The sequence below is a fragment of the Chryseobacterium sp. UF-290 genome, assembly GCF_058245615.1.
Window position 1 is genome coordinate 20,017 of the sequence record NZ_JBSICB010000018.1, and the last position, 20,548, is coordinate 40,564.

The 20,548-nt window shown below is 39.2% G+C and carries 22 protein-coding genes; 13 read left to right on the forward strand and 9 right to left on the reverse strand.

Annotated features, from left to right (window positions below):
• Position 1 precedes the first annotated feature (1 nt).
• From AC4IF5_RS17410 to AC4IF5_RS17440, 7 genes are all read left to right on the forward strand, one after another.
• Entirely contained in the window at positions 2-958 is a 957-nt protein-coding gene (locus AC4IF5_RS17410) for an MvdC/MvdD family ATP grasp protein (protein WP_490736727.1), read from the forward strand.
• Positions 951-1,955, forward strand: a complete 1,005-nt coding sequence (locus tag AC4IF5_RS17415) for an MvdD family ATP-grasp ribosomal peptide maturase (protein WP_490736729.1) — start codon at positions 951-953, stop codon at positions 1,953-1,955. The genes AC4IF5_RS17410 and AC4IF5_RS17415 overlap by 8 nt, the downstream gene beginning before the upstream one ends.
• A gap of 91 nt (positions 1,956-2,046) precedes the next feature.
• Complete coding sequence (locus AC4IF5_RS17420; protein WP_490736731.1) at positions 2,047-2,436, forward strand: DoxX family protein; 390 nt, start codon at positions 2,047-2,049, stop codon at positions 2,434-2,436.
• Entirely contained in the window at positions 2,433-2,939 is a 507-nt protein-coding gene (locus AC4IF5_RS17425; RefSeq protein ID WP_490736733.1) for a PPC domain-containing DNA-binding protein, read from the forward strand. The genes AC4IF5_RS17420 and AC4IF5_RS17425 overlap by 4 nt, the downstream gene beginning before the upstream one ends.
• Before the next feature lie 303 nt (positions 2,940-3,242).
• The gene (locus AC4IF5_RS17430; protein WP_490736735.1) at positions 3,243-4,256 is read left to right on the forward strand and encodes an NAD-dependent epimerase/dehydratase family protein; all 1,014 of its coding nucleotides are present in this window, start codon (positions 3,243-3,245) and stop codon (positions 4,254-4,256) included.
• A complete protein-coding gene (locus AC4IF5_RS17435) occupies positions 4,253-6,022 on the forward strand; it encodes an AMP-dependent synthetase/ligase (RefSeq protein WP_490736737.1) in 1,770 nt (589 codons plus the stop codon). The genes AC4IF5_RS17430 and AC4IF5_RS17435 overlap by 4 nt, the downstream gene beginning before the upstream one ends.
• A 198-nt stretch (positions 6,023-6,220) precedes the next feature.
• Positions 6,221-7,282, forward strand: a complete 1,062-nt coding sequence (locus tag AC4IF5_RS17440; protein ID WP_490736739.1) for a diphosphomevalonate decarboxylase — start codon at positions 6,221-6,223, stop codon at positions 7,280-7,282.
• A gap of 233 nt (positions 7,283-7,515) precedes the next feature.
• Here AC4IF5_RS17440 and AC4IF5_RS17445 read toward each other — a convergent pair whose 3' ends face one another.
• Positions 7,516-8,583 (reverse strand): endonuclease/exonuclease/phosphatase family protein, encoded by a 1,068-nt coding sequence (locus AC4IF5_RS17445; RefSeq protein WP_490736741.1) that lies wholly within the window; start codon positions 8,581-8,583, stop codon positions 7,516-7,518.
• A gap of 136 nt (positions 8,584-8,719) precedes the next feature.
• On the opposite strand from AC4IF5_RS17445, the gene AC4IF5_RS17450 reads away from it, so the two are divergent.
• Positions 8,720-9,160: a nuclear transport factor 2 family protein gene (locus tag AC4IF5_RS17450; RefSeq protein WP_490736743.1), complete on the forward strand. Its 441-nt coding sequence runs from the start codon at positions 8,720-8,722 to the stop codon at positions 9,158-9,160.
• 23 nt (positions 9,161-9,183) lie between these two features.
• Positions 9,184-9,561 (forward strand): SMU1112c/YaeR family gloxylase I-like metalloprotein, encoded by a 378-nt coding sequence (gloA2, locus tag AC4IF5_RS17455; RefSeq protein ID WP_490736745.1) that lies wholly within the window; start codon positions 9,184-9,186, stop codon positions 9,559-9,561.
• Between the two features lie 3 nt (positions 9,562-9,564).
• Here the strand turns inward: gloA2 and AC4IF5_RS17460 are convergent, their stop codons facing one another.
• Together AC4IF5_RS17460 and AC4IF5_RS17465 are read right to left on the reverse strand one after the other, a co-directional pair.
• Complete coding sequence (locus AC4IF5_RS17460; protein ID WP_490736746.1) at positions 9,565-9,948, reverse strand: DUF1634 domain-containing protein; 384 nt, start codon at positions 9,946-9,948, stop codon at positions 9,565-9,567.
• Positions 9,948-10,778 carry a sulfite exporter TauE/SafE family protein gene (locus tag AC4IF5_RS17465; protein ID WP_490736748.1) on the reverse strand — a complete coding sequence of 277 codons (831 nt, stop codon included), beginning with the start codon at positions 10,776-10,778 and terminating at the stop codon, positions 9,948-9,950. The genes AC4IF5_RS17460 and AC4IF5_RS17465 overlap by 1 nt, the downstream gene beginning before the upstream one ends.
• A 97-nt stretch (positions 10,779-10,875) precedes the next feature.
• Here AC4IF5_RS17465 and AC4IF5_RS17470 point away from each other — a divergent pair, with 97 nt between their 5' ends.
• Both AC4IF5_RS17470 and AC4IF5_RS17475 read left to right on the forward strand, forming a co-directional pair.
• The gene (locus AC4IF5_RS17470; protein WP_490736750.1) at positions 10,876-11,427 is read left to right on the forward strand and encodes a DUF1543 domain-containing protein; all 552 of its coding nucleotides are present in this window, start codon (positions 10,876-10,878) and stop codon (positions 11,425-11,427) included.
• 25 nt (positions 11,428-11,452) lie between these two features.
• Entirely contained in the window at positions 11,453-12,565 is a 1,113-nt protein-coding gene (locus AC4IF5_RS17475) for a 5-(carboxyamino)imidazole ribonucleotide synthase (RefSeq protein WP_490736752.1), read from the forward strand.
• 214 nt (positions 12,566-12,779) lie between these two features.
• Here the strand turns inward: AC4IF5_RS17475 and AC4IF5_RS17480 are convergent, their stop codons facing one another.
• On the reverse strand, positions 12,780-13,592 hold the full coding sequence (locus AC4IF5_RS17480; protein WP_490736754.1) for a hypothetical protein: 813 nt from the start codon (positions 13,590-13,592) through the stop codon (positions 12,780-12,782).
• Between the two features lie 27 nt (positions 13,593-13,619).
• On the opposite strand from AC4IF5_RS17480, the gene AC4IF5_RS17485 reads away from it, so the two are divergent.
• Positions 13,620-13,781 carry a hypothetical protein gene (locus AC4IF5_RS17485; RefSeq protein WP_490736756.1) on the forward strand — a complete coding sequence of 54 codons (162 nt, stop codon included), beginning with the start codon at positions 13,620-13,622 and terminating at the stop codon, positions 13,779-13,781.
• Between the two features lie 8 nt (positions 13,782-13,789).
• On the opposite strand, the gene AC4IF5_RS17490 is transcribed toward AC4IF5_RS17485, so the two are convergent.
• From AC4IF5_RS17490 to AC4IF5_RS17500, 3 genes are all read right to left on the reverse strand, one after another.
• The gene (locus tag AC4IF5_RS17490) at positions 13,790-15,913 is read right to left on the reverse strand and encodes a cation:proton antiporter (protein WP_490736758.1); all 2,124 of its coding nucleotides are present in this window, start codon (positions 15,911-15,913) and stop codon (positions 13,790-13,792) included.
• Between the two features lie 8 nt (positions 15,914-15,921).
• Positions 15,922-16,485 carry a hypothetical protein gene (locus tag AC4IF5_RS17495; protein ID WP_490736760.1) on the reverse strand — a complete coding sequence of 188 codons (564 nt, stop codon included), beginning with the start codon at positions 16,483-16,485 and terminating at the stop codon, positions 15,922-15,924.
• Positions 16,486-16,744: 259 nt separating this feature from the next.
• Positions 16,745-17,650: a DMT family transporter gene (locus AC4IF5_RS17500; RefSeq protein ID WP_490736762.1), complete on the reverse strand. Its 906-nt coding sequence runs from the start codon at positions 17,648-17,650 to the stop codon at positions 16,745-16,747.
• Between the two features lie 171 nt (positions 17,651-17,821).
• Here AC4IF5_RS17500 and purE point away from each other — a divergent pair, with 171 nt between their 5' ends.
• Positions 17,822-18,325 (forward strand): 5-(carboxyamino)imidazole ribonucleotide mutase, encoded by a 504-nt coding sequence (gene purE, locus AC4IF5_RS17505; protein ID WP_490736764.1) that lies wholly within the window; start codon positions 17,822-17,824, stop codon positions 18,323-18,325.
• A 142-nt stretch (positions 18,326-18,467) separates the two neighbouring features.
• Here the strand turns inward: purE and yiaA are convergent, their stop codons facing one another.
• Together yiaA and ahcY are read right to left on the reverse strand one after the other, a co-directional pair.
• Positions 18,468-18,860 carry an inner membrane protein YiaA gene (gene yiaA / locus AC4IF5_RS17510; protein ID WP_490736766.1) on the reverse strand — a complete coding sequence of 131 codons (393 nt, stop codon included), beginning with the start codon at positions 18,858-18,860 and terminating at the stop codon, positions 18,468-18,470.
• 223 nt (positions 18,861-19,083) lie between these two features.
• Positions 19,084-20,397, reverse strand: a complete 1,314-nt coding sequence (gene ahcY / locus AC4IF5_RS17515; protein ID WP_490736768.1) for an adenosylhomocysteinase — start codon at positions 20,395-20,397, stop codon at positions 19,084-19,086.
• Positions 20,398-20,548 lie beyond the last annotated feature (151 nt).

Genomic DNA, 20,548 nt, shown 5'->3' on the forward strand with positions numbered 1-20,548 from the left:
AATGATTCTCTGTATCACCCATTCACAGGATTTTTATAATATCGATCTCTTTTTCGAATATCTTACCTCTAAAAACATCCCGTATTTCAGATTGAATTCAGACCGCCTGAACCACCTTCAGAAGATCAGTGTGAATGAAAAGTCATTTGAACTGACTGATGAACCGGGAAATACGGTCCATTCTGACGATATCAGAGGCGTTTGGCACAGAAAAGCCTGGAGGATAAGCGTTCCGGAAGAGCTGGATGAGGATTATACAAAAATCTTTCAGAACGAATACGCAAGTCTCCGGTATAACCTGATAACCGTCCTGGAACATATTCCCTGGATCAATCCTTACGAAAATGAAAAAAAGGTTGACGGGAATAAGATGTTTCAGCTGAGAGCAGCTGAAAGAAATAATCTGACGATTCCTGAAACCATTTTTTCTAATGATCAGGAAAAAATAACGGATTTCTTTCATCAGCACTGCCAGGGGAAAGCTATTGCCAAGCTTCACGGAGTGACTGCAAAAACCATGAGTGGGGAAAATATGGTTTCCACTACTGTTATTGAGGAAGAGGATTTGGAAAACCTTTCAGATATCGCTTACTGTCCGATGATATTTCAGCCTTATATTGATAAAGAATATGAGTTGAGAATTGTCTATGTAGACGGAGAATTCTTTACAGGAAAGATCAATAACAGTGAAAATGCAGACTGGAGAGTAGCCAGGGAAGGCTATTTCTGGTCAGCCTATGAGCTGCCTGTCCCTATCAGAACGAATCTGACTTCCATGATGAAAGAAATGGGACTCTATACAGGAGCCATTGACATGATCAGGGGAAAAGACGGACAATATTATTTCCTTGAAGTCAATCCACAGGGAGAATGGGGAATGCTGCAAAATGAACTGGGATTTCCCATAGCAGAAAGAATCGCCGACAATCTTATCAAAAGAATCAATTTCCATGAATAAAATTTTAATTATCACCCATACTGCAGATAATTTTTCAATCGAAAAAGTTACAGAATACATCGAAAAAAACAACTGTGAGGTTATCCGTTTTGATGTCGATCTATATCCTTTACACAACAAACTTTCAACCGTTTTCCAGGATGGAGAATGGATCAGTATTCTTGAAACTCCTGATGCAAAACACCGCCTGGACGATATTTCAGCGATCTGGTACAGAAGAGCCTATAACATTGGAAAAGGACTGAAGGAAGAGATAGACACTAAGTTTTATGGTGCTGCAATGGGTGAGATCCGCAATACACTTTTTGGATTTTTCGAATCCGTTGATGCCTATTCATTAGGTAAACCAAGTATATACAGAAGGCTCGACAGTAAGGAAGAACAATTGAAAATTGCTGATAAAATAGGATTGACTATTCCTGAAACCTGCCTTACCAATAACCCTGAAGAAGCTAAGAAATTTATTCTGAAGCATCAGAACGTAGTGGCTAAAATGCAGACCGGTTTTGCGATCTATGAAGACGGGGTAGAAAGTGTAGTTTTTACCAATGTTGTTCACGAAGATAAACTGGAAGAGCTGGATTCTCTTCTTTACTGTCCGATGCAGTTCCAGAAGATGATTCAAAAGAAAAAAGAGCTTCGTATTACGATTGTGGGAAGAGAGGTATACGCTTTCGAAATCGATTCCCAGCAGTTTGAAGATGCCAAAATAGACTGGAGAAAAGATGGAGTCAATCTGATCGATAAATGGAGCAGAACAGAGCTTCCTGCCGACATAGAAGAAAAGCTTCTGGAGCTTCTGGATGTTTACCATGTAGATTATGGCGCTATAGATATGATCGTTTCTCCTGAAGATGAGTATTACTTCATTGAGATCAATGCCGCAGGAGAGTTCTTCTGGCTGGATAATCTTACAGAGGGTAATCTTATTTCAAAAAGCATCGCGGATGTACTTTGTGACAAGGCGCCGAGGAGAAATAATATGGTTATGGCCTAGATAGCCCGGAAAATTGTATACAATTTTTATATTCATCTTATTGTCCTTACACTCAATAGCTGTAATTTTACATAGATTGAACCAATAGAATATGAAAGATTTTAAAACAGCTTTCTTCTTTTTAAGGCTGCCGGTGGCAGTTTCACTTGCCGGTCATGGGCTGGTAAGGCTTCCTAAACTAACTTCATTCAGTGAATGGATGGTCACCACTATGGAAAAATCCGTAATTCCTACCGCTTTGGTTATCCCATTCAGCTATTCTCTTCCTGTGATTGAAGCTCTTTTGGGGATACTTTTGTTAATCGGACTTAAAATTAAGTATGTCTTATATGCTGTTTTGGCACTCATGAGCATTCTGATTCTGGGCAGCTGTTCCATTGAGAACTGGTCTGCTATTGAAGCACAATTATTGCATTCATTGTATCTGTTCGGATTATTTTGGTTTTATCAAAAATATAATACAGAAAATAGAGCATCATGAAAAGAATAATTTCATTCAGCATCCTGTGTATTCTGACTGTTTGTCATGTGAATGCACAGGTTTTAAAAGGAGATCTTTGGACTGCTAAGAAGGTGGATGCAGCTTATATTGTCAGTGTGAAAGACAAAGCAAGCATACTGGAGGCTTTAACTGATTTTATTAACAATCAGCAAATCCGATCAGGACAGGTTACGGGAATCGGAGCTGTAAATGAAGCAACACTTCGTTTCTTTACCCCATTTACAAAGAAATTTGTAGATAAGACATTCAGAGAGCAAATGGAAATCAGTAATATTTCAGGAAATGTTTCCGAAGTAGATGGAAAACCAACACTCCATCTCCATACGACTTTAGGCAGACAGGACTATACCGCCTTAGCGGGACATCTTCTTGACGGAAAAATCAGGGGAGCCGGAGAATTCTTTTTCTATCCCTTAAACAGCAGGATTGTGAAAACAAAAAATGAAGAAGTAGGATTAAATTTCTATGATTTTGAAAAGTGATCTGTGATCATTAAAGATCATATATGTATTGATTTAATATAAAACATTACGATAATTACCCTGTAAAGCCGCAAATGTATTCCAGCATTTTGCGGCTTTTTAGAGCTGAAAAATTTCTGTGGTTCCTGTTTTGTGTAATGTTTGTGGTGCAAGAATGATAATATTGGTTAAATTAAGCTGAATTATGCTTTAAAAATCGCAAATTTGCAGAGGCATTTTTTTATAGAACTTTTGCAGTAATATGAAGAATTGCCGGATAGAAAATATTGTTATATTTTAGTCAGCAATCAAGTAAAGTAATTAATGGTTTTTGTAACGGGTGCAACCGGAATTCTGGGAAGAATAATCGTCTTGGAGCTTCTTAAAAGAGGTAAAAGCGTACGTGCTTCCAGGAGACCGGGCAGCAATTTAAACGAAGTAAAGCATTCATACGGCTTTTATACAGAGAATCCCGATGATTTTTTTAATAAGATCGAATGGATCAACGTAGATTTTGATGATCTCGATTCTTTAAAAGGTGCCCTGAAAGGGGTGGATGAGGTGTATCATTGTGCTGCAAAAGTAAGCTTTCATCCTAAAGATGAGAAAGAAATGTACCACACCAATATCAAAGGTACAGAAAACCTGCTGTATGCCTGCGAAGGATCAGATGTCAAAAAATTCCTGCATGTAAGCTCTGTTGCTGTGCTGGATAGCTTTAATGAAAAAGGAGAGCTGGATGAAGACTCTGATTTCAATCCAAAGCTGGAGCATTCAGCTTATGCCATTTCCAAATATCTGTCTGAAATGGAAGCCTGGAGAGCTTCTGCTGAAGGACTGAACGTGGTCATCATCAACCCGGGAATGATCGTAGGAAGCGGAAACTGGACCCAAAGCAGCGGTGAACTTTTTTCAACCTTTGAAGATAACAGTTTCACTTTTTCAGGAGGTTCCGCTTATGTAGATGTGCGAGATGTTGCGAAAACAGCCATTGAACTGATGGAAAACAATATTTTCGGGGAACGTTTTATCATTGTTTCCGAAAATAACAGATATGCAGACCTCGCTAAACAGATCAGAGGCAGGCTGGGGCTTAAAGATGCCAAAATTCTTACCCGGGGCCAATTAAATATCGGACGATTGGCCAATACTCTTTTCGGATGGCTGGTTCCAAAGCTGAGAATGGTCACCAGATCGAATATTGAGGCCATATCTTCATTCAACACTATTTCCAATCATAAGGTCAGAGAAAAGCTAAATTATCAGTTCATTCCTGTAAAAGAAAGTATTGACTTTCACCTGAATAATTATATTAACGACAAAAAGCTGAAGAAATGAATCTTGCGGAGGCAATTATCCTTAAAAATGTAGAAAAACATCCTGTAAAAGCTGCCATTGGTTTTAAAAAGAAAGAGGAAGCATGGAAAGAGCTGAGCTGGAAAAAATTCAGTGAAATTATTTTTAAAACGGCCAATGCACTCAAAGAAGCAGGAGTTCAGGAGCATGACAGAGTGGCTATCTATTCTGATAATTCTTCTGAATGGATGATCTTCGACCTGGCTGCGATGGCCATTGGTGCTGTTACGGTACCTGTTTATTCAACCAATAATGCGGAACAGGCAGAATATATCATTAATGATTCCGGGGCTAAAATTGTTTTGGTGGGAAACCAGGTGCAGTATGATGCCTGTCTTGAACTTTTACATCAGGAAGAGAACAATCTTGAAACCATTATTATTTCCAAAAAAGCAGTGTGGATCAAGAAGGAGTTCAGCAGCTTTTACCTGGAAGATTTTATAGCCAAAGCATCTCCGGAACTGGAGATCTGTAAAAAAGAATATGAAGATACGGCAACGCTGATCTATACTTCGGGAACAACCGGAACTCCGAAAGGGGTCATGCTTACCCATGGAAATTTTATCAAGGCACTCGACTCTCATTTTGAGTTCTTTAAATTTAAAAACTTTGAAGAAGAGCTTTCCCTGGCATTCTTACCTTTAAGCCACGTGTTTGAAAGAAGCTGGAGCCTGCTGTGCCTATACGGAGGTGCAAGGGTTTATTTCCTTGAAGATCCCAAACACGTAGCAAAGGCTTTAGAAGAAGTAAAGCCGACGATGATGTGTGCTGTACCAAGGTTCTTCCAGAAAGTATATGCCGGAGTACTGGAAAAAGCGGAAGAAGGCTCATCTTTCAAGAAAAAGATCTTTGACTGGGCCCTGAAAACCGGATGGGAAACTGCCGAGCTGAGAAGAAATGAAAGACCTGTGCCTTTTGGATTAAAGCTGAAAGAATCTGTTGCAGATATGCTTGTTTTCAGTAAAATTAAAGAAAAAATGGGGGGGAGATTATGGTTTTTACCTTGCGGAGGTGCATCCTTATCACCCGAAGTAACAAAATTCTTTGAATCAGTGGGAATTCATGTAACAGTTGGCTACGGATTAACGGAAACAACAGCAACACTGACGCTCTTCCCGCTAACGCATTTTGAACATGCCACCAGTGGTAAACCATTACCCGGAGTGGAGCTTCGTATCGGAGAAAGCGATGAGATCCAGGCAAAAGGGAACGGGATCATGAAAGGATATTATAACAAGCCTGAAGAAACTGCCAAAGTATTTACGGAAGATGGCTGGTTCAAAACAGGAGATGCCGGGAAGTTTGATGACAAAGGAAATCTGATCATCACAGACAGGATCAAGGATCTGATGAAGACTTCCAACGGAAAATATATCGCTCCGCAGCAAATCGAAAACCTGCTGACCAATAATAATTTTATCCAGCAGATCATGCTGATCGCAGAAGGAAGACAGTTTGTCTCTGCATTGATCGTTCCTAACTTTGAGTTTCTGCAGGATTATATCAGAAAGAACAATATTCCTTTTACCAATTGGGAAGAAGCTGTAAAAAATGATAAGGTCATCAGCCTTTATAAAGAAAAGATTAAAGAGCTGCAAGATCACCTTGCAGACTATGAAAAAGTGAAGAAATTCACCCTGATGCCGGCAGAATTTGATATCAATACCGGCGAGATCACTCCAACGTTGAAAGTGAAACGGAATGTGGTTATTAAAAAGTATGCTGATATCATTGAAAAGATGTATTAATTATAGGATTTTGTAAAAGCAAAAGTCACAAAACTTTTAAATACTTAAGTTATTTTAAAGGACCAACCCAATGCATAGGAAGTGCACTCTTCCGGTTTTTACCCATATTACGGTTGAAGGCGTGAGAATTGCCCTCCTTGGAGGGATGGAAAACAAAAAAAATTGACGGGGTGGTTTAAAAATTATTTAAATTAAACGATGACAACACAAGAATTTATAGGAAAAGAAGATTTCACCATTCATACACAAACGGTTTCAGAAAGCTGTCCGTCAAATATTGCCCTGATCAAATATTGGGGAAAATATAAGGACCAGATTCCTGCAAACCCTAGTATCAGCTATACTCTGAATCATTGTAAAACGGATACGTCAATAGAGTTTATTGCAGGTGGGCCTTTTTCTGTGCAGACTTTCCTGGCCGGAAATGAGGAAGTGAAGTTTGCTGAAAAAATAGAAAAGTACTTCAGAAATATAGAACAATACCTTCCCTGGATCTTAAAAGGGAAATACACCATCAGAACTGAAAATACATTTCCGCACAGCTCCGGTATTGCAAGCTCTGCTTCAGGATTTGGTGCCATTGCGAAATGCCTGATGAAGCTGGATGAAGCATTTGCAGGGAAAACCTCTGGTGAAGAATCTCTGAAAAAAGCTTCGTTTTTAGCAAGATTAGGAAGCGGAAGTGCTTGCAGAAGCTTATACAATGGTCTTGTGGTGTGGGGAAAAACAGATGAGGTAGAAGGAAGCTCTGATTTATTCGCTGTACAATATCCGGAGACTGAAATTCATGAGGTCTTCAAAAACTTTAATGACTGGGTTCTGTTGATCCACGAAGGTCAGAAAAGTGTTTCTTCAACTGTTGGACATGGCCTGATGAATACCAACCCGTATGCTGAAAGAAGATTCCAGGAAGCAAGAGAAAACTTTGTTCCGATGAAAGAGATCCTGAAAAACGGGGATATGGAAAGCTTTATCAGATTGGTGGAACACGAGGCGCTTACTCTTCATGCGATGATGATGATGAGCGATCCCGCCTTTATTCTGATGAAGACCGGAACATTGGAAGTGATCAATAAGATATGGGATTTCAGAAGAGAAACAGGATTATCCTTATTCTTTACATTAGATGCCGGTGCCAACGTTCACCTTTTATTCCCGGGCGGTGGTGGCTCTGAAGAAAAGATCAAAACATTCATTGAGACTGAATTACTGCAACATACACAGAAAAATGGAGTGGTGAAGGATGTTATGAAATTCTAAATGAAAAAAAAGAAGCTTTATATCGTCATTATAGGTATTATCATCATTGTGCTGCTTGCATTTTTTTGCAAGTTTGAGAAGGGAACCAGTTTCGGATCGTGGGGAAGGAATAGAACGATTGACTGGAAATGAGGTTTTTGATAAAACAGAAACGGTTTAGATACTTGTAAAAGAATGATGACGTTTTAAATACGAATAGGATTCAATAGAAGTGGGCTTTTGACCCACTTTTTTTATCCTTCATCTTCAGTAACGACTGCTTCACGTTCGCCATCTTCCTGCTTTCCTTCCTCTATCATTTTTTCGGCTTCCGCTTTTTCTTCAGATGTTGCTGTTTCTATCAGCTCCTCCTGTTCATCATTGTGGTGGTCTATAAAAAATTCACAGTATACGGGAAGATGATCTGAACCAAAATTTTCCAGGGTTTTCAATTGCTTGATAAAAATATCTTCGCTGTGGAACATAAGATCAATGGGAAATCTTAAAAGACGATATTTTGCATGGAAGGTAGAAACAAAAGAATGTCCGATCCTCGGATCTATCAGATGGCTTGTTTTTCTGAAAAGAATAGATGATTTTGACCAGGCAACATTATTAAAGTCACCTACGACAACGACTGGTTTTCCGATATCCTTTACACGCTTGGCAGTACTGAGAAGATCACCATCTCTTTCCTTTGAGGTTTCTTCTTCTGTAGGGCTTGGCGGCGGGGGATGTACACCAAAGAAAACAAAGGAAAAACCATCATTTGTTTTCATATGAATCTCTATGCTCGGAATATCGTCTGCTACAAAATAATGGGTCTTAGCCTCCCTGATCTCAATTTTGGAATAAAAATGCATCCCGTATGTATTTTCAAGCGTTACCTTATGCTGGAAGGGATATTCTTTTTCCAAAATTCTCATTGCTTTTTCCCAGTCACCATTGCTTTCCATGGTCATGAAAAAATCCGGATTATATTTTTCAATAAGCCTGAAGAACCTGTCATATTCTTTATTGAACTGATAAACATTGGCAGAAACAAAATGCAGCTTTTCGGAAGACTTGTGACGCTGCTTGTGTTTTTTTACAGGATAAAGAGGGGTATACCTGATGAGGGTTTGGCTGTGATGGACAAATAAAACAAGCAGAAGTCCCTGAGAGTACCATAAGTATTCTGTAGAATCAATCGTTAATCCTAATAGAAAAGTGAAAAGTATAAGATAGGTGACCTGTATTTTAGCAAATTCAGGAACCCGGAATATCCAGTGAGAATGCTGAATTTTTGGAAGTATAGTTAAGACCAGTAAAAGTATGGCCATAATCAGATAAATAATCCACATATGAAAATTCTTTGGCTGAAATAATTTTTGCCACAATTTAAGCAAAATGAATTGTAAAATTTGTTAATCGGAATAAATTTTATTTTGCCTATTTTTATTTATCTAAATTGATCTTATGAATAAAATAGCAGGTCTTTTCCTTCTGATCAGTATTTCAGGTTTCGGACAGCAGAACAAGGATATTGAGAAACCTATCCGGAATTTATTCCTTGGGATGAAAAATGCAGATCCGGTGCTGGTAAAATCTGTCTTTACAGAGAATGCGGTTCTTCAGACCATCACGAAGGACGGAACGGTAAAAAGTGACAGCATACAGGATTTTATTACCTCCGTTTCCAAATTCCCAAAAGGGGATCTGGACGAAAGAATTGTGATAGAAGCTGTTCATACAGACGGTAACCTGGCAAGTGTTTTTACTCCCTATTCTTTTTATTTGCAGGAAAAATTATCGCATTGCGGAGCCAATAGCTTTCAGCTGGTAAAGCAGAATAATGAATGGAAAATTCAATATATTATCGATACGAGAAGAAAAGATAACTGTAAAGAAATAAAATAAAGATAACGGTTTAACATAAAAAAATGAAAATTCATCATATTGCGATTATCTGCTCAGATTATTCAGCTTCAAAGAAATTCTATACCGATATTTTACACCTGAAGATCATTAGAGAGGTTTATAGGGAGGAAAGGAAGTCATACAAGCTTGACCTTGCGATAGGAGAGCATTATGTGATTGAGCTTTTTTCTTTTCCAGATCCACCTCTACGTCCTTCACATCCGGAGGCCTGCGGGCTAAGGCATCTTGCTTTCTCTGTTGAAAATGTAACTCAAAAACGGGATGAATTAATAAGCAAAGGATTAATCTGTGAAGAGATCCGTATTGATGAATTCACCGGAAAGGAATTTTTCTTTACCCAGGATCCTGATCAGCTGCCGTTGGAGTTTTATGAAATGTAAAGATTAATGGGCGTATCCTGCAAAAAAGCTTACAGCCATGATCGCAAGTACAATGGAAGAAATAACTACATATACATAGTCTTTCTCTTTTAAATACCCTATTAAAGCGAAAACGATCCTCATCAGGGGAGTAAAGATCAATAAAAGTATTCCCAGTTGAATAATGGCCATTCCTTCCCCTTTGCATAGGGAATTCCAGAAGTGAGACCATACCTTTTCTGAAGAAGTACCTACGACCAGGCTGCTGTATTTTTTAGGCATTTCGAAACCTTCAATAAATAGCTTGATAAAGCCGACCAGTGAAGTGGCCACAGATAAAATAACCCCCAGTCTCAGAAGATTTCCTACCGAACGGTTCAGATCTACGTCTGTAAAATTCTTTTTCATTATCTGAAGCTTTTGTTGATACCGTTATACATCATATAGATTGACAATATGGTGATCACAATGGCAAAAAATACTTTTAATTTCTTTGTTTTTGAAACCATCAGCGTTTTTGAACCGATAAAGCTTCCTATGACAACTCCTATCAGTACAGGAGCTACGATTACCGGGATAATTTCACCTCTCTGAAAGTAGATCAGCGCACTGGCTACTGCCGTTACCCCGATCATGAAATTACTGGTTGTAGTGGAAACCTTGAAAGGCAGCTTCATCATATTGTCCATGGCCAGTACCTTCAAAGCCCCGGAACCAATTCCTAAAAGTCCGGACATTGCTCCGGCAAACATCATCATTAAAAATCCAGGGACTGTATTTCTTGCAGAATAGCTTTTCAATACCCCTTTATCAGGAAACGTACCGTAAAGCTTCAGTTTTTCCTCAAGACTCCCTTTGATTACAGGTTGCTGGTGATCAGGCTTTCCTTTAAGATTTAAAATAACTGTCAGAAGAAGAATGCTTGCAAAAATAATCCCGATCGTATTCGGATTAAGCATTCCTGAGACCAGAGCTCCGACAATAGCTCCTGCTGTCGTGGCGATTTCGAGAAACATCCCGATCCTCATATTGGTGAAGCCCTCTTTTACAAAAGCGACAGCCGCACCGGATGAAGTGCCGATTACAGAAATAAGTGAAGCACCGATGGCATAATGCATTGGAACGCCGAATCCCAGCGTTAATAAAGGAATGATAATAACTCCTCCTCCTAAACCCGTAAGTGAACCTAAAAGACCGGCGGAAATTGCGCCAAGGAAGAGTATGATGATTTCTGACATACTACAATTAATGCTACAAATATAAAATTATTGTAGTAGTCTGCCAAACATTTGAAAAAGATAAATTTAACGTATTTTTGCATGCATGAAAAGTGAAATGAAATTATTTTATGTTATTCTTGGGGCCACTCCCAAAGGAAGAAATATCGAGCAGCATGATGTGTTTTTCGGAATTGCAGAAAGCCTGAAGGATCTGGTTCCTGATATAAAAGATTTCTGGAAGGAAGCGGAAGGGAAGATTCATCTCGACTGTTATCAGGAAGTGAAATTTGCTGACGGCTATGAAGTGAAGATTGTGGAAAAAGGAGAGACGTTCTCTGAAAAACAGTTGTATTTCCTTAATTTAGGAGGATATAAGCCTGGTTTTTTTGAAGAATTCCATGAGCAGCATCTAATGGTAGGAGAGTCTATGGGAGAGATTGTAAAAAGGGCAAAAGCGACCGAATTCTATAAGACCATGGGATTTGAAGGAGCGGTAAGCCATATTGATGATAAGCATGGAGTGGATATCGATGATATTTTCAATGTGAATGATATTCTTCCTGCAGCCATGAAAGAAAAATATGCTATCATTCTTACAAAATCCGATGCAGCAGATCAGAAAAACCCGATGGGGCTGGGATATTTAAAAATTGATAAAATTCAATAAGGGTAAATCTAATTAAAAATAAAAAATGAAAATAGGAATTCTGGGAGGCGGACAGCTTGGAAGAATGTTGATACAAAGCGCACTGAAGTATGACGATGAGTTTTATACTCTGGATCCGGCTTCTGATGCGCCATGTCATAATATCTCATATTTTACACAGGGAAACTTCAATGATTATGAAACGGTTTTAAACTTTGGGAAAGATAAGGATGTGGTAACCATTGAAATCGAGCACGTCAATGCCGATGCGCTGGCCGAACTTGAAAAACAGGGAATAAAAGTGGTTCCTAATGCTGCGATCATCAAAACCATTCAGCAGAAGATCCTGCAGAAAGAATTTTATAAGACGCATGATATCCCAAGCCCGGAATTTCAGGTCGTTTGGAATAGCGATGAAAAGATCATCATGCCGTTACCATTTGTTCAGAAGATGAATACAGGCGGTTATGACGGGAAAGGCGTACAGGTTATCAGAACTGAAGATGATTACCAGCATCTATGGAAAGAAGCATCCGTCATTGAAAGCATGGTAGATATCGATAAAGAGCTTTCCGTGATTGTTGCCAGAAACGAAAAAGGAGAAACCAATACTTTTCCGGTGACGGAGATGGTGGCAGATCCCAAATTGAATCTGCTGGATTTCAACGTTTGTCCTGTCCTTCTGACTGAAGATGTCCAGAACCAGATAAATGTCATTACAGAAAAGTTCCTGAATGCAGTGAATTCTCCGGGACTTTTTGCCATCGAACTGTTCCTTGACAAGGAAGGAAAAGTCTGGGTAAATGAAACCGCTCCAAGACTTCACAATTCCGGGCATCAGAGCCAGGAAGGAAATACCAATTCCCAGTTCGAGCAGATGTACCGTGTGGTAAAAGATCTGCCTTTGGCGGATACTGATGCCATTACCTATAGCGGAATGCTGAACCTGGTAGGCGCAGAAGGATATGAAGGAAAAGTCATTTATGAAGGAATGGAAGAGGTGCTTAAGCTACCTGAAACTTATATTCACCTGTATGGAAAAACAGAAACCAAGCCGGGCCGAAAGATGGGGCATATCAACGTTTTGGCTGATTCCAGAGAAGAGCTGATGGAAAAGCTTGTGATGGTGAAGGAAATGGTAAGAGTGATTTCGGAATAACCGAACCGAAGATATATAAAAATAGCTGTAGAGAAAACTACAGCTATTTTTGTTTGTATTTAAGAACCTGTTTAAATTTAATTGCTAATCATTTTGTCTAATTAATTTAACGCTTTATTTATTATTTTCCCGCTGATTTTGCTGATTTAGCAGATCATTATTCGTAAATCAAATCAGCGGGAAATATAATATTTTATACAAATTTAAACAGGCTCTAAGGTTTTTTCACTATCTGTATAGCATCTTTTTTATAGTTATATTTCATATAGGTTCCTAATGCAGGTGAATAGACGGAAAATTCTTCCAGATTTGTAAGAGGAGCGTAAAGTTTAAACGTACAGATATCCGTAGCAGAAATAAACGGGCTGGTTCTTAAATGACTATGTGTAATCATTGTTGCTGTACTTCCATCTTCCATTGAAGTCTGGGCAGGAACTAGCCTTGAATGAAATTTTTGATTGGAAATAATATTTCCTTTTTTATCTGAGACAAAAAGATAATCATTTCCAAATGGAATTATTCCGGTCTGAGAGGTTCCTGGTATCAGATATATTTTATAGTTTTCGTTAAATGGAATAATAATCAGGTTAAGACTATATCCTTGTGGTACGGTCACTTCATATTTTGGATCCGATAATTGTGTAATTACCGTGGAACGAATATTCTTTAAAGTATTTTCTGTCTCATTAAGCGCTCTTTGTTTAAAGCTTTCTTTTACAGCTTTTTTCTGATTGCTTTTGAAACTGTATTCAGCCAAAATTTTACTTTGATCTTTGCTAAAAAAGACTGTTTTTATGGTGTCCTTTGTCTGGTATGTTAGGTAGCTCCCCATATTTTCAAGGATCTTTTGATTACGGCCTGCCAGATCACCGGCCTGCCATGAAGCATTTTCATGAGAGAACAATAAATTCGCCTCTGCCTTGATTGAATCCAGCTTCTGCTGAAGTTCCTGTTCAGAATATTTGAGCTCCTGTGCGAAAGTAATGGCTGATATAAAAATGAAGAGAAATCTGATAATTTGTTTCATGGGATATTTTTTATGACAAAATACAAAATGATACTGAATCTAATGATGAATAACGGATATATATACTTCTTCTTAATCCGGAGTGCTATTTCCCAAAGGATGATGGAGCTTATTGCATTCGTACAAATTGCCGTAATCATTCCAGAATCATCCCAATCTGCCTCTCTCCTCCAGCTTCCATCCTTTTAAAGCTTACTTTATTTAAAAATTTTCTGAATTACATTTCCAATTTCCATAAAATCTCCATGATTTCCTACAGAACGTATTTCCGGACTGTTTTTGTCATATTCTGAGAACGGGAAGATCAGAAGATAATTATTATCATTCAGGTATCTGTTCAGGAGCTCGGGAATAAGCCTCATCTGTGGAATATAGGATCTCATCCCCCGTTTTGCCATCAGGATGATCAGGGCTTCATCATCTTTCAGCTGCGTAGCGGTTCTTTCACCATCCTGCCATGTGTTCATAATGATGAATTCAGCTTCTATATTAGCTTTTTTAATGATCTTCTGGAGGATATCAATGATGTTTTCAGGAGCATAGAAAACAACTGTTGCCCCGGAATTTCTTGCGATATTCCATACCCTCAGCAATGCATGGAAGAATCCTGCTTCTTTATGAGCATTCTCCGGGATCATCACTGCATAACGTTTGATCGTGGAAAGTGGCTGTGCGGCGTGGTATACCAATACATTCACATCATCATTCTGAAGATAGCCGTTGTACAGATTATAGACAAAAGAAGGGGAGAAGCCTTTTTCATCTTCCAGCCCGATGATGAGGTCTGTAATTTTCTGTTCTTTAATCACATTGTTGACCCCATTGATAACATCATTATCATATCTTTTAAGCGCCTGTAATTTAACATCGGCCGCTGCGGCAGTATCAGCTGCCTGATGAAGAAGCTTCTCAGCATTCTTTACCGAAGACTCATTTTTATCTTCATTGATGACATTTAAAGCAAACAGATCTTCCGTGTTGGAGTGGGCTTTTATTAAAATTCCCAGGTTGACCATTCTTTCAACGGTTTCTTCATGGTTGATGGCAAGCAGTATATTTTCTTCTTCATGGCTGGTTCCGGAAACAGTATCCTCATTGTCACTTTCTGCAATTTTCTGAGCGCTTGCCATAGAAATAAAGGATGAAATGGTACAGGAGATCAGGATCAGCAGGATACTTCCGTTCAGTACATGTTCATTCAATAATCTTACAGGCTCTCCCGTTTCAGTTTCTGAAAGAATGATGTTGTACCCAACCATTACCGCAGCCAATGTTGCAGCCGCTGAAGCAGAGCTTAATCCAAAAATGAGTTTTCCTTCTTCCCTGGTGAGCCTGAAGGTCTTTTGAGTTGCTACTGCGGAAAGATACTTTCCACCGATGGACGCCACCAGCATAATTCCCGCTACTTCCAGTGTCTCCCAGCTTTTAAAGAAAACCTTGAAATCGATCAGCATTCCCACACTGATCAAGAAGAATGGGATAAATATGGCATTTCCCACAAACTCAACCCTGTTCATCAGAGAAGAAGTATGCGGAATAAGCCTGTTCAGGGCCAATCCGGCAAAGAATGCCCCGATAATAGCTTCCACGCCGGCAAGCTCAGCAAGCATTGCCGCCAGGTAGATCATGACCAGCACAAAAATATATTGTGAAATCTTATCATCTACTTTTTTGAAGAACCAGCGGCCTATAATAGGAAAGACAATTAATACGATCAGGGCAAAGGCCACAAAAGAAACAGATAATCTGACCCAGAATTCCGTTCCTACATCTCCCTGTGACATTCCAACAATGACAGCGAGCACCAATAAGGCCAGAATATCTGTGATCATGGTACCTCCAACCGTAATGTTAACCGCTTTGTTTTTTGCAATGCCCAGCTTGCTGACTAACGGATAAGCGATCAGCGTATGAGAAGAAAAAAGACTGGCAAATAATATGGAGGTCAGCATGGAGAAATGGAGGAGATAATACCCTCCCAGATATCCCAGAATAAAAGGAACAATAAAGGTATAGAGCCCAAAAGTGAGACTTTTCCATTTGTTCTTTTTAAAATCTCCCATGTCAATCTCAAGTCCTGCCAGAAACATAATGTAAAGCAGTCCTGTCGTTCCTGTCACAACGATGCTGCTGTCCCTTGACAGTACATTGAATCCGTTAGGACCGATCACGGCTCCGGCAATGATGAGCCCCAGCAGGTGAGGAACTTTAATTTTATTAAGCAGCAAAGGCGCTGCAAGGATGATGATCAGTACCAATAGGAACTTCAGTACCGGATCTTCTATAGGAAGACTCAGATTATGTATGCTCAGTAAAATCATAGATGTTTTTATTTTGTGGAACGTACTAATTCAACAGAGAACTTGGCAGTACAGCCATCGGAAGTGACCGTTCTTGTGCCTTTGATCTTGTTATCAGAAATGTCATTCAGAGTAACATTCATCTCTACATTCTTTTTAGCTGTTGAATCTGTTTTGAAAGAAAGCCTGATCTCATTGTTTTCAAACTTTCCGGTATACATTCTTACCAGGTTGTTGCTATTGATGATTTTGGTGACAGGTTGGGTGGAATCATTGTCAAATTCCCAAATATCCGTGCGTTGATCACCCACTGCGTAATCGCTGCAATTGGATTCCGTACAGATCACTTTTCCGCTCCAGGGGCCTGATATTTCTGCCGGCCAGGTAGCGATCACCACCGAATCTTTTTTTGCAAAGATGCTGTCTCTCATTTTCAGCAGTGACTGATATTCGGACTCTTTTTTTGCAAATAGTTTCTCTTTCTCAAGCAATTGTTTTTCTCTGTCTGTCAGGCTCTTCTCTTTTTCTTTGTAATCACAGCTTATCAAAAGAAAAGAGGCTGCAAGAAGGATAAAAAATGTGTTTTTTAGCATAGGTGTACAGGTTGGAGTATACAATATAGGGAAAAAATAAAAACGGGGCAAATAAGGATGAGGCAAACAAGCCTGTCAAATCCCAGTATTTTTACATGGATGAAGTGATATTTTATACCTTTTGACCGATAATCAAAACTGCCCCCCTTTTAATTTACTTTGGTTCACTTCAATAAGCTTAAAAATGTATTGGATATAACAAGCTCTTCTAAGAAGAAAATCAAAGACTTTCAAAAGCTGCATAAAGAAGAGTGTTTTATTATTCTATTTTCTGTTTCTTAAACATCTCCGGTTTGTAATTGATGATGAAAACCCCGCAGATAATCAATGCTGCTGCAATAATGAATTTAAATGAAATCTGCTCATCCATGATCAGCCAGCCTAGAAATATAGCAATGATCGTATTAATATATGCCAGTATCGAAACCTGTACCGGAGAAATTTTGGTTAAAGCATAATGGAACGCAAAAAATGCAGCTACTGAACCAAAAACAGCAAGATACAGCATTGCAGAAATGCTTTTTAAGGTCCAGCTTCCGAAGTTATAGTTTTCTGAGAACAGGAAGGCAAAGGCGACCTGAACAATACCGGCAAACAGAAATTGATAGAACAGGTTCAGCGTAATATTTCCGCTCTGGATATTTAATTTTTTAGTGAAAATTGTTCCTGATGCCCATCCGGCAATGGCGCAGAAAAGAAAGATCATTCCCATTCTGTAGTCAGGGTTTGAAAGATCTTTGAGCCCGTCCCAGAAAATGAAAAGTATTCCGCTGAAGCACATCAGGACACCGGCAAAAGCCCTGAGGCTGAACTTCTGTAAACCGACAGCTACACTTCCCAGAAATACAAGGATAGGAGAGCAGGCACTGATTAGCGAAGCCAGGCTGCTTGACACGCTTTCTTCCGCTACAGTGGTCATTCCATTGGCCACTACCAGCATCAGTGAAGCAAAAATAATCTGGTAGCCCAGGTTTTTCCAGCCTATCCATTTGAATTCCTTTCTGGAAAGCAGCACAAAAAGCATAATAACTGAGGCCAGAAGCTGACGGATTCCTGCTACAAACCATGCAGGAATGGTCTCTACAGCAATACGAATCGCTAAAAATGTAGTTCCCCAGACAATAGCAACGGTGAGAACGGCAAAAATAAGTTTGTAATCTTTCAAGGTAAATCAAAGTGTAACAAACAAATCTAGTGGTTTTGGAGTGAATGGTATGGGTACAGTTACGGTGTTTTTTTGTGATACAGATTTCAGAAATTATGCATTGGCTTTTTTCTTTAGGTTTTCTGCTTTACATTTTAATTTTTTATCTTTGGACATCTAATAAAATTGAAGATGGTAGGAATTATTATGGGCAGTCAGAGTGATCTGCCGATCATGGAACAGGCCGCAAATTTTCTTAAAAGCCTGGAAATCCCCTATGAATTGACTGTAGTTTCAGCACACAGAACACCGGAGAGAATGTTCGATTATGCGAAAACAGCTCAGGAGAGAGGTCTGAAGGTAATCATTGCCGGAGCTGGAGGAGCAGCACACCTTCCGGGGATGGTGGCAAGCTGTACGACACTTCCTGTGATTGGGGTTCCGATCCTGTCCAGTAATTCTATCGATGGGTGGGATTCTGTTCTGTCTATTCTTCAGATGCCGGGAGGAATACCTGTAGCAACAGTAGCTTTGAACGGTGCTTTGAATGCCGGAATTTTAGCGGCAAAAATTTTAGGAAGCGCTAATGAGGAAGTGGCTGCAAAACTTCAGAAATACCAGGATTCTTTAAAAGATAAGGTATTGGGAACAGTGGATGATATCAAAGCCCAGCATCCGAATCATTTTGACCATTAATTTTAAGCAATCATAAAAAACAGCCTCATCATTTGATAAGGCTGTTTCTATTTTTTATGAACTTAAAGCTTAATTAAAGTTCTTTTAAAATGGCTTACTGCTTAGATCAGAAACTATATGTTTTTCTGTATTCTGGTTTTTATCAGTCTTGCATCATATTGTCCCTGGTATTTTTCTGAACAGCGATGCCACCAAAAAGCGCGAGAAGAAATGCAAACGCATAGAACCCTTTTTCACTGGGAAGTATAGTGGCATTCCAAAGCCCGATGGCCAGCAGTACAATAGATGATAATGTTGCAAACCAGCAGATTCCATAATAAATATCTGTTACCTGAATGTTTTCTAATCTGTCACGGACAGCTTTTTGCAGAGACACAACGGCAAATAAGCCATAAAGAAGGATGGTAAAATAATACCCTTTCTCATTCAGCTGCATTTCAGCTCTTGCAAGCCCTACGATATAGCCGATCATTCCTGCTCCCAATGCCACCCAAGATGCTGCGACAAACGCATTCGATACTCTTTGCTTTTTCATGAATTAATGTTTTGTTTAAAGGGCTAAATATATTCATTTTTTATTAACTTCACTATAATGGCGGGAAAATATGGGAAAAATACGGTGACAAATGCAAAAGCTGAATGAGTTCATACAGTAGCAATCTTCCCACAACAGGAAGGAGTGAGGAATATTTAACAGCTTAGAAATAAAAAATCCCACTATTGAAAATAATGGGATGGTATAATATTTTATTCAAATCTTAGTATCTGTAATACTCAGGTTTGAATGGTCCTTTTACGTCTACTCCGATGTACTCAGCCTGCTCAGGAGAAAGGGTTTCAAGCTCTACGCTTAATTTTTTAAGGTGTAAAGCGGCAACTTTTTCATCCAGGTGCTTAGGAAGCATGTATACTTCGTTCTTATAAGCTGCAGAGTTGTTCCAAAGTTCGATCTGAGCCAGAGTCTGGTTAGAGAAAGAGTTAGACATTACAAAGCTTGGGTGTCCTGTAGCACATCCTAAGTTCACCAATCTTCCTTCTGCAAGGATGATGATTTCTTTTCCTTCAACGTTATAGATATCTACCTGAGGCTTCACTTCAGATTTTGTCTGACCGTAATTTGTGTTTAGCCAGGCCATATCGATTTCGTTGTCGAAGTGTCCGATATTACAAACGATCGCTTTATCTTTCATTTTAAGGAAGTGCTCTCCTCTTACGATGTTAAAGTTACCGGTTGTAGTGATGATGATATCTGCATTGTCTACCACAGTATCCAGTCTTTTTACTTCATAGCCGTCCATTGCAGCCTGAAGTGCACAGATCGGATCAATTTCCGTAACTGTAACAATAGAACCGGCTCCTCTGAAAGAGGCAGCAGTACCTTTACCTACGTCTCCGTATCCGCAAACTACCACTCTTTTTCCTGCCAGCATGACGTCAGTAGCTCTTCTTACAGCATCTACTGCAGATTCCTTACATCCGTATTTGTTGTCAAATTTAGACTTGGTTACTGAATCGTTTACATTGATAGCAGGCATTACCAAAGTTCCGTTCTTCATTCTTTCGTACAACCTGTGTACTCCTGTTGTCGTTTCTTCAGAAAGTCCTTTGATATCTTTTGTTAGTTCAGGATATTTATCAAAAACCATGTTGGTCAGGTCTCCACCATCATCCAGGATCATGTTCAATGGCTTTCTGTCTTCGCCAAAGAATAAGGTCTGCTCGATACACCAGTCAAATTCCTCAGCATTTAAACCTTTCCAAGCATAAACAGGAATTCCTGCAGCAGCAATAGCAGCAGCAGCATGGTCCTGAGTAGAGAAAATATTACAAGAAGACCAGGTAACTTCAGCTCCTAAAGCAACCAATGTCTCGATAAGTACAGCAGTCTGGATTGTCATGTGAAGACATCCTGCGATTCTGGCTCCCTTAAGTGGCTGAGAAGGTCCGTATTCTTCACGGATAGCCATCAAACCTGGCATTTCTGCCTCTGCAAGGGTGATTTCTTTTCTTCCCCATTCTGCAAGGGAGATATCCTTAACTTTATAAGGAACGTATTGTGTTGTAGTACTCATATGTTAATGAATAATTTTAAATTCAGTTGATAACGAAATGCAAAATTACAATTAATAATTAAGATAAAAAAACGGTAAATACGATCGGTTTTATGAGATTAAACATGATTTGAAACTAGTGGGTTTAATGCCTGATCAATTTCTATTGCTG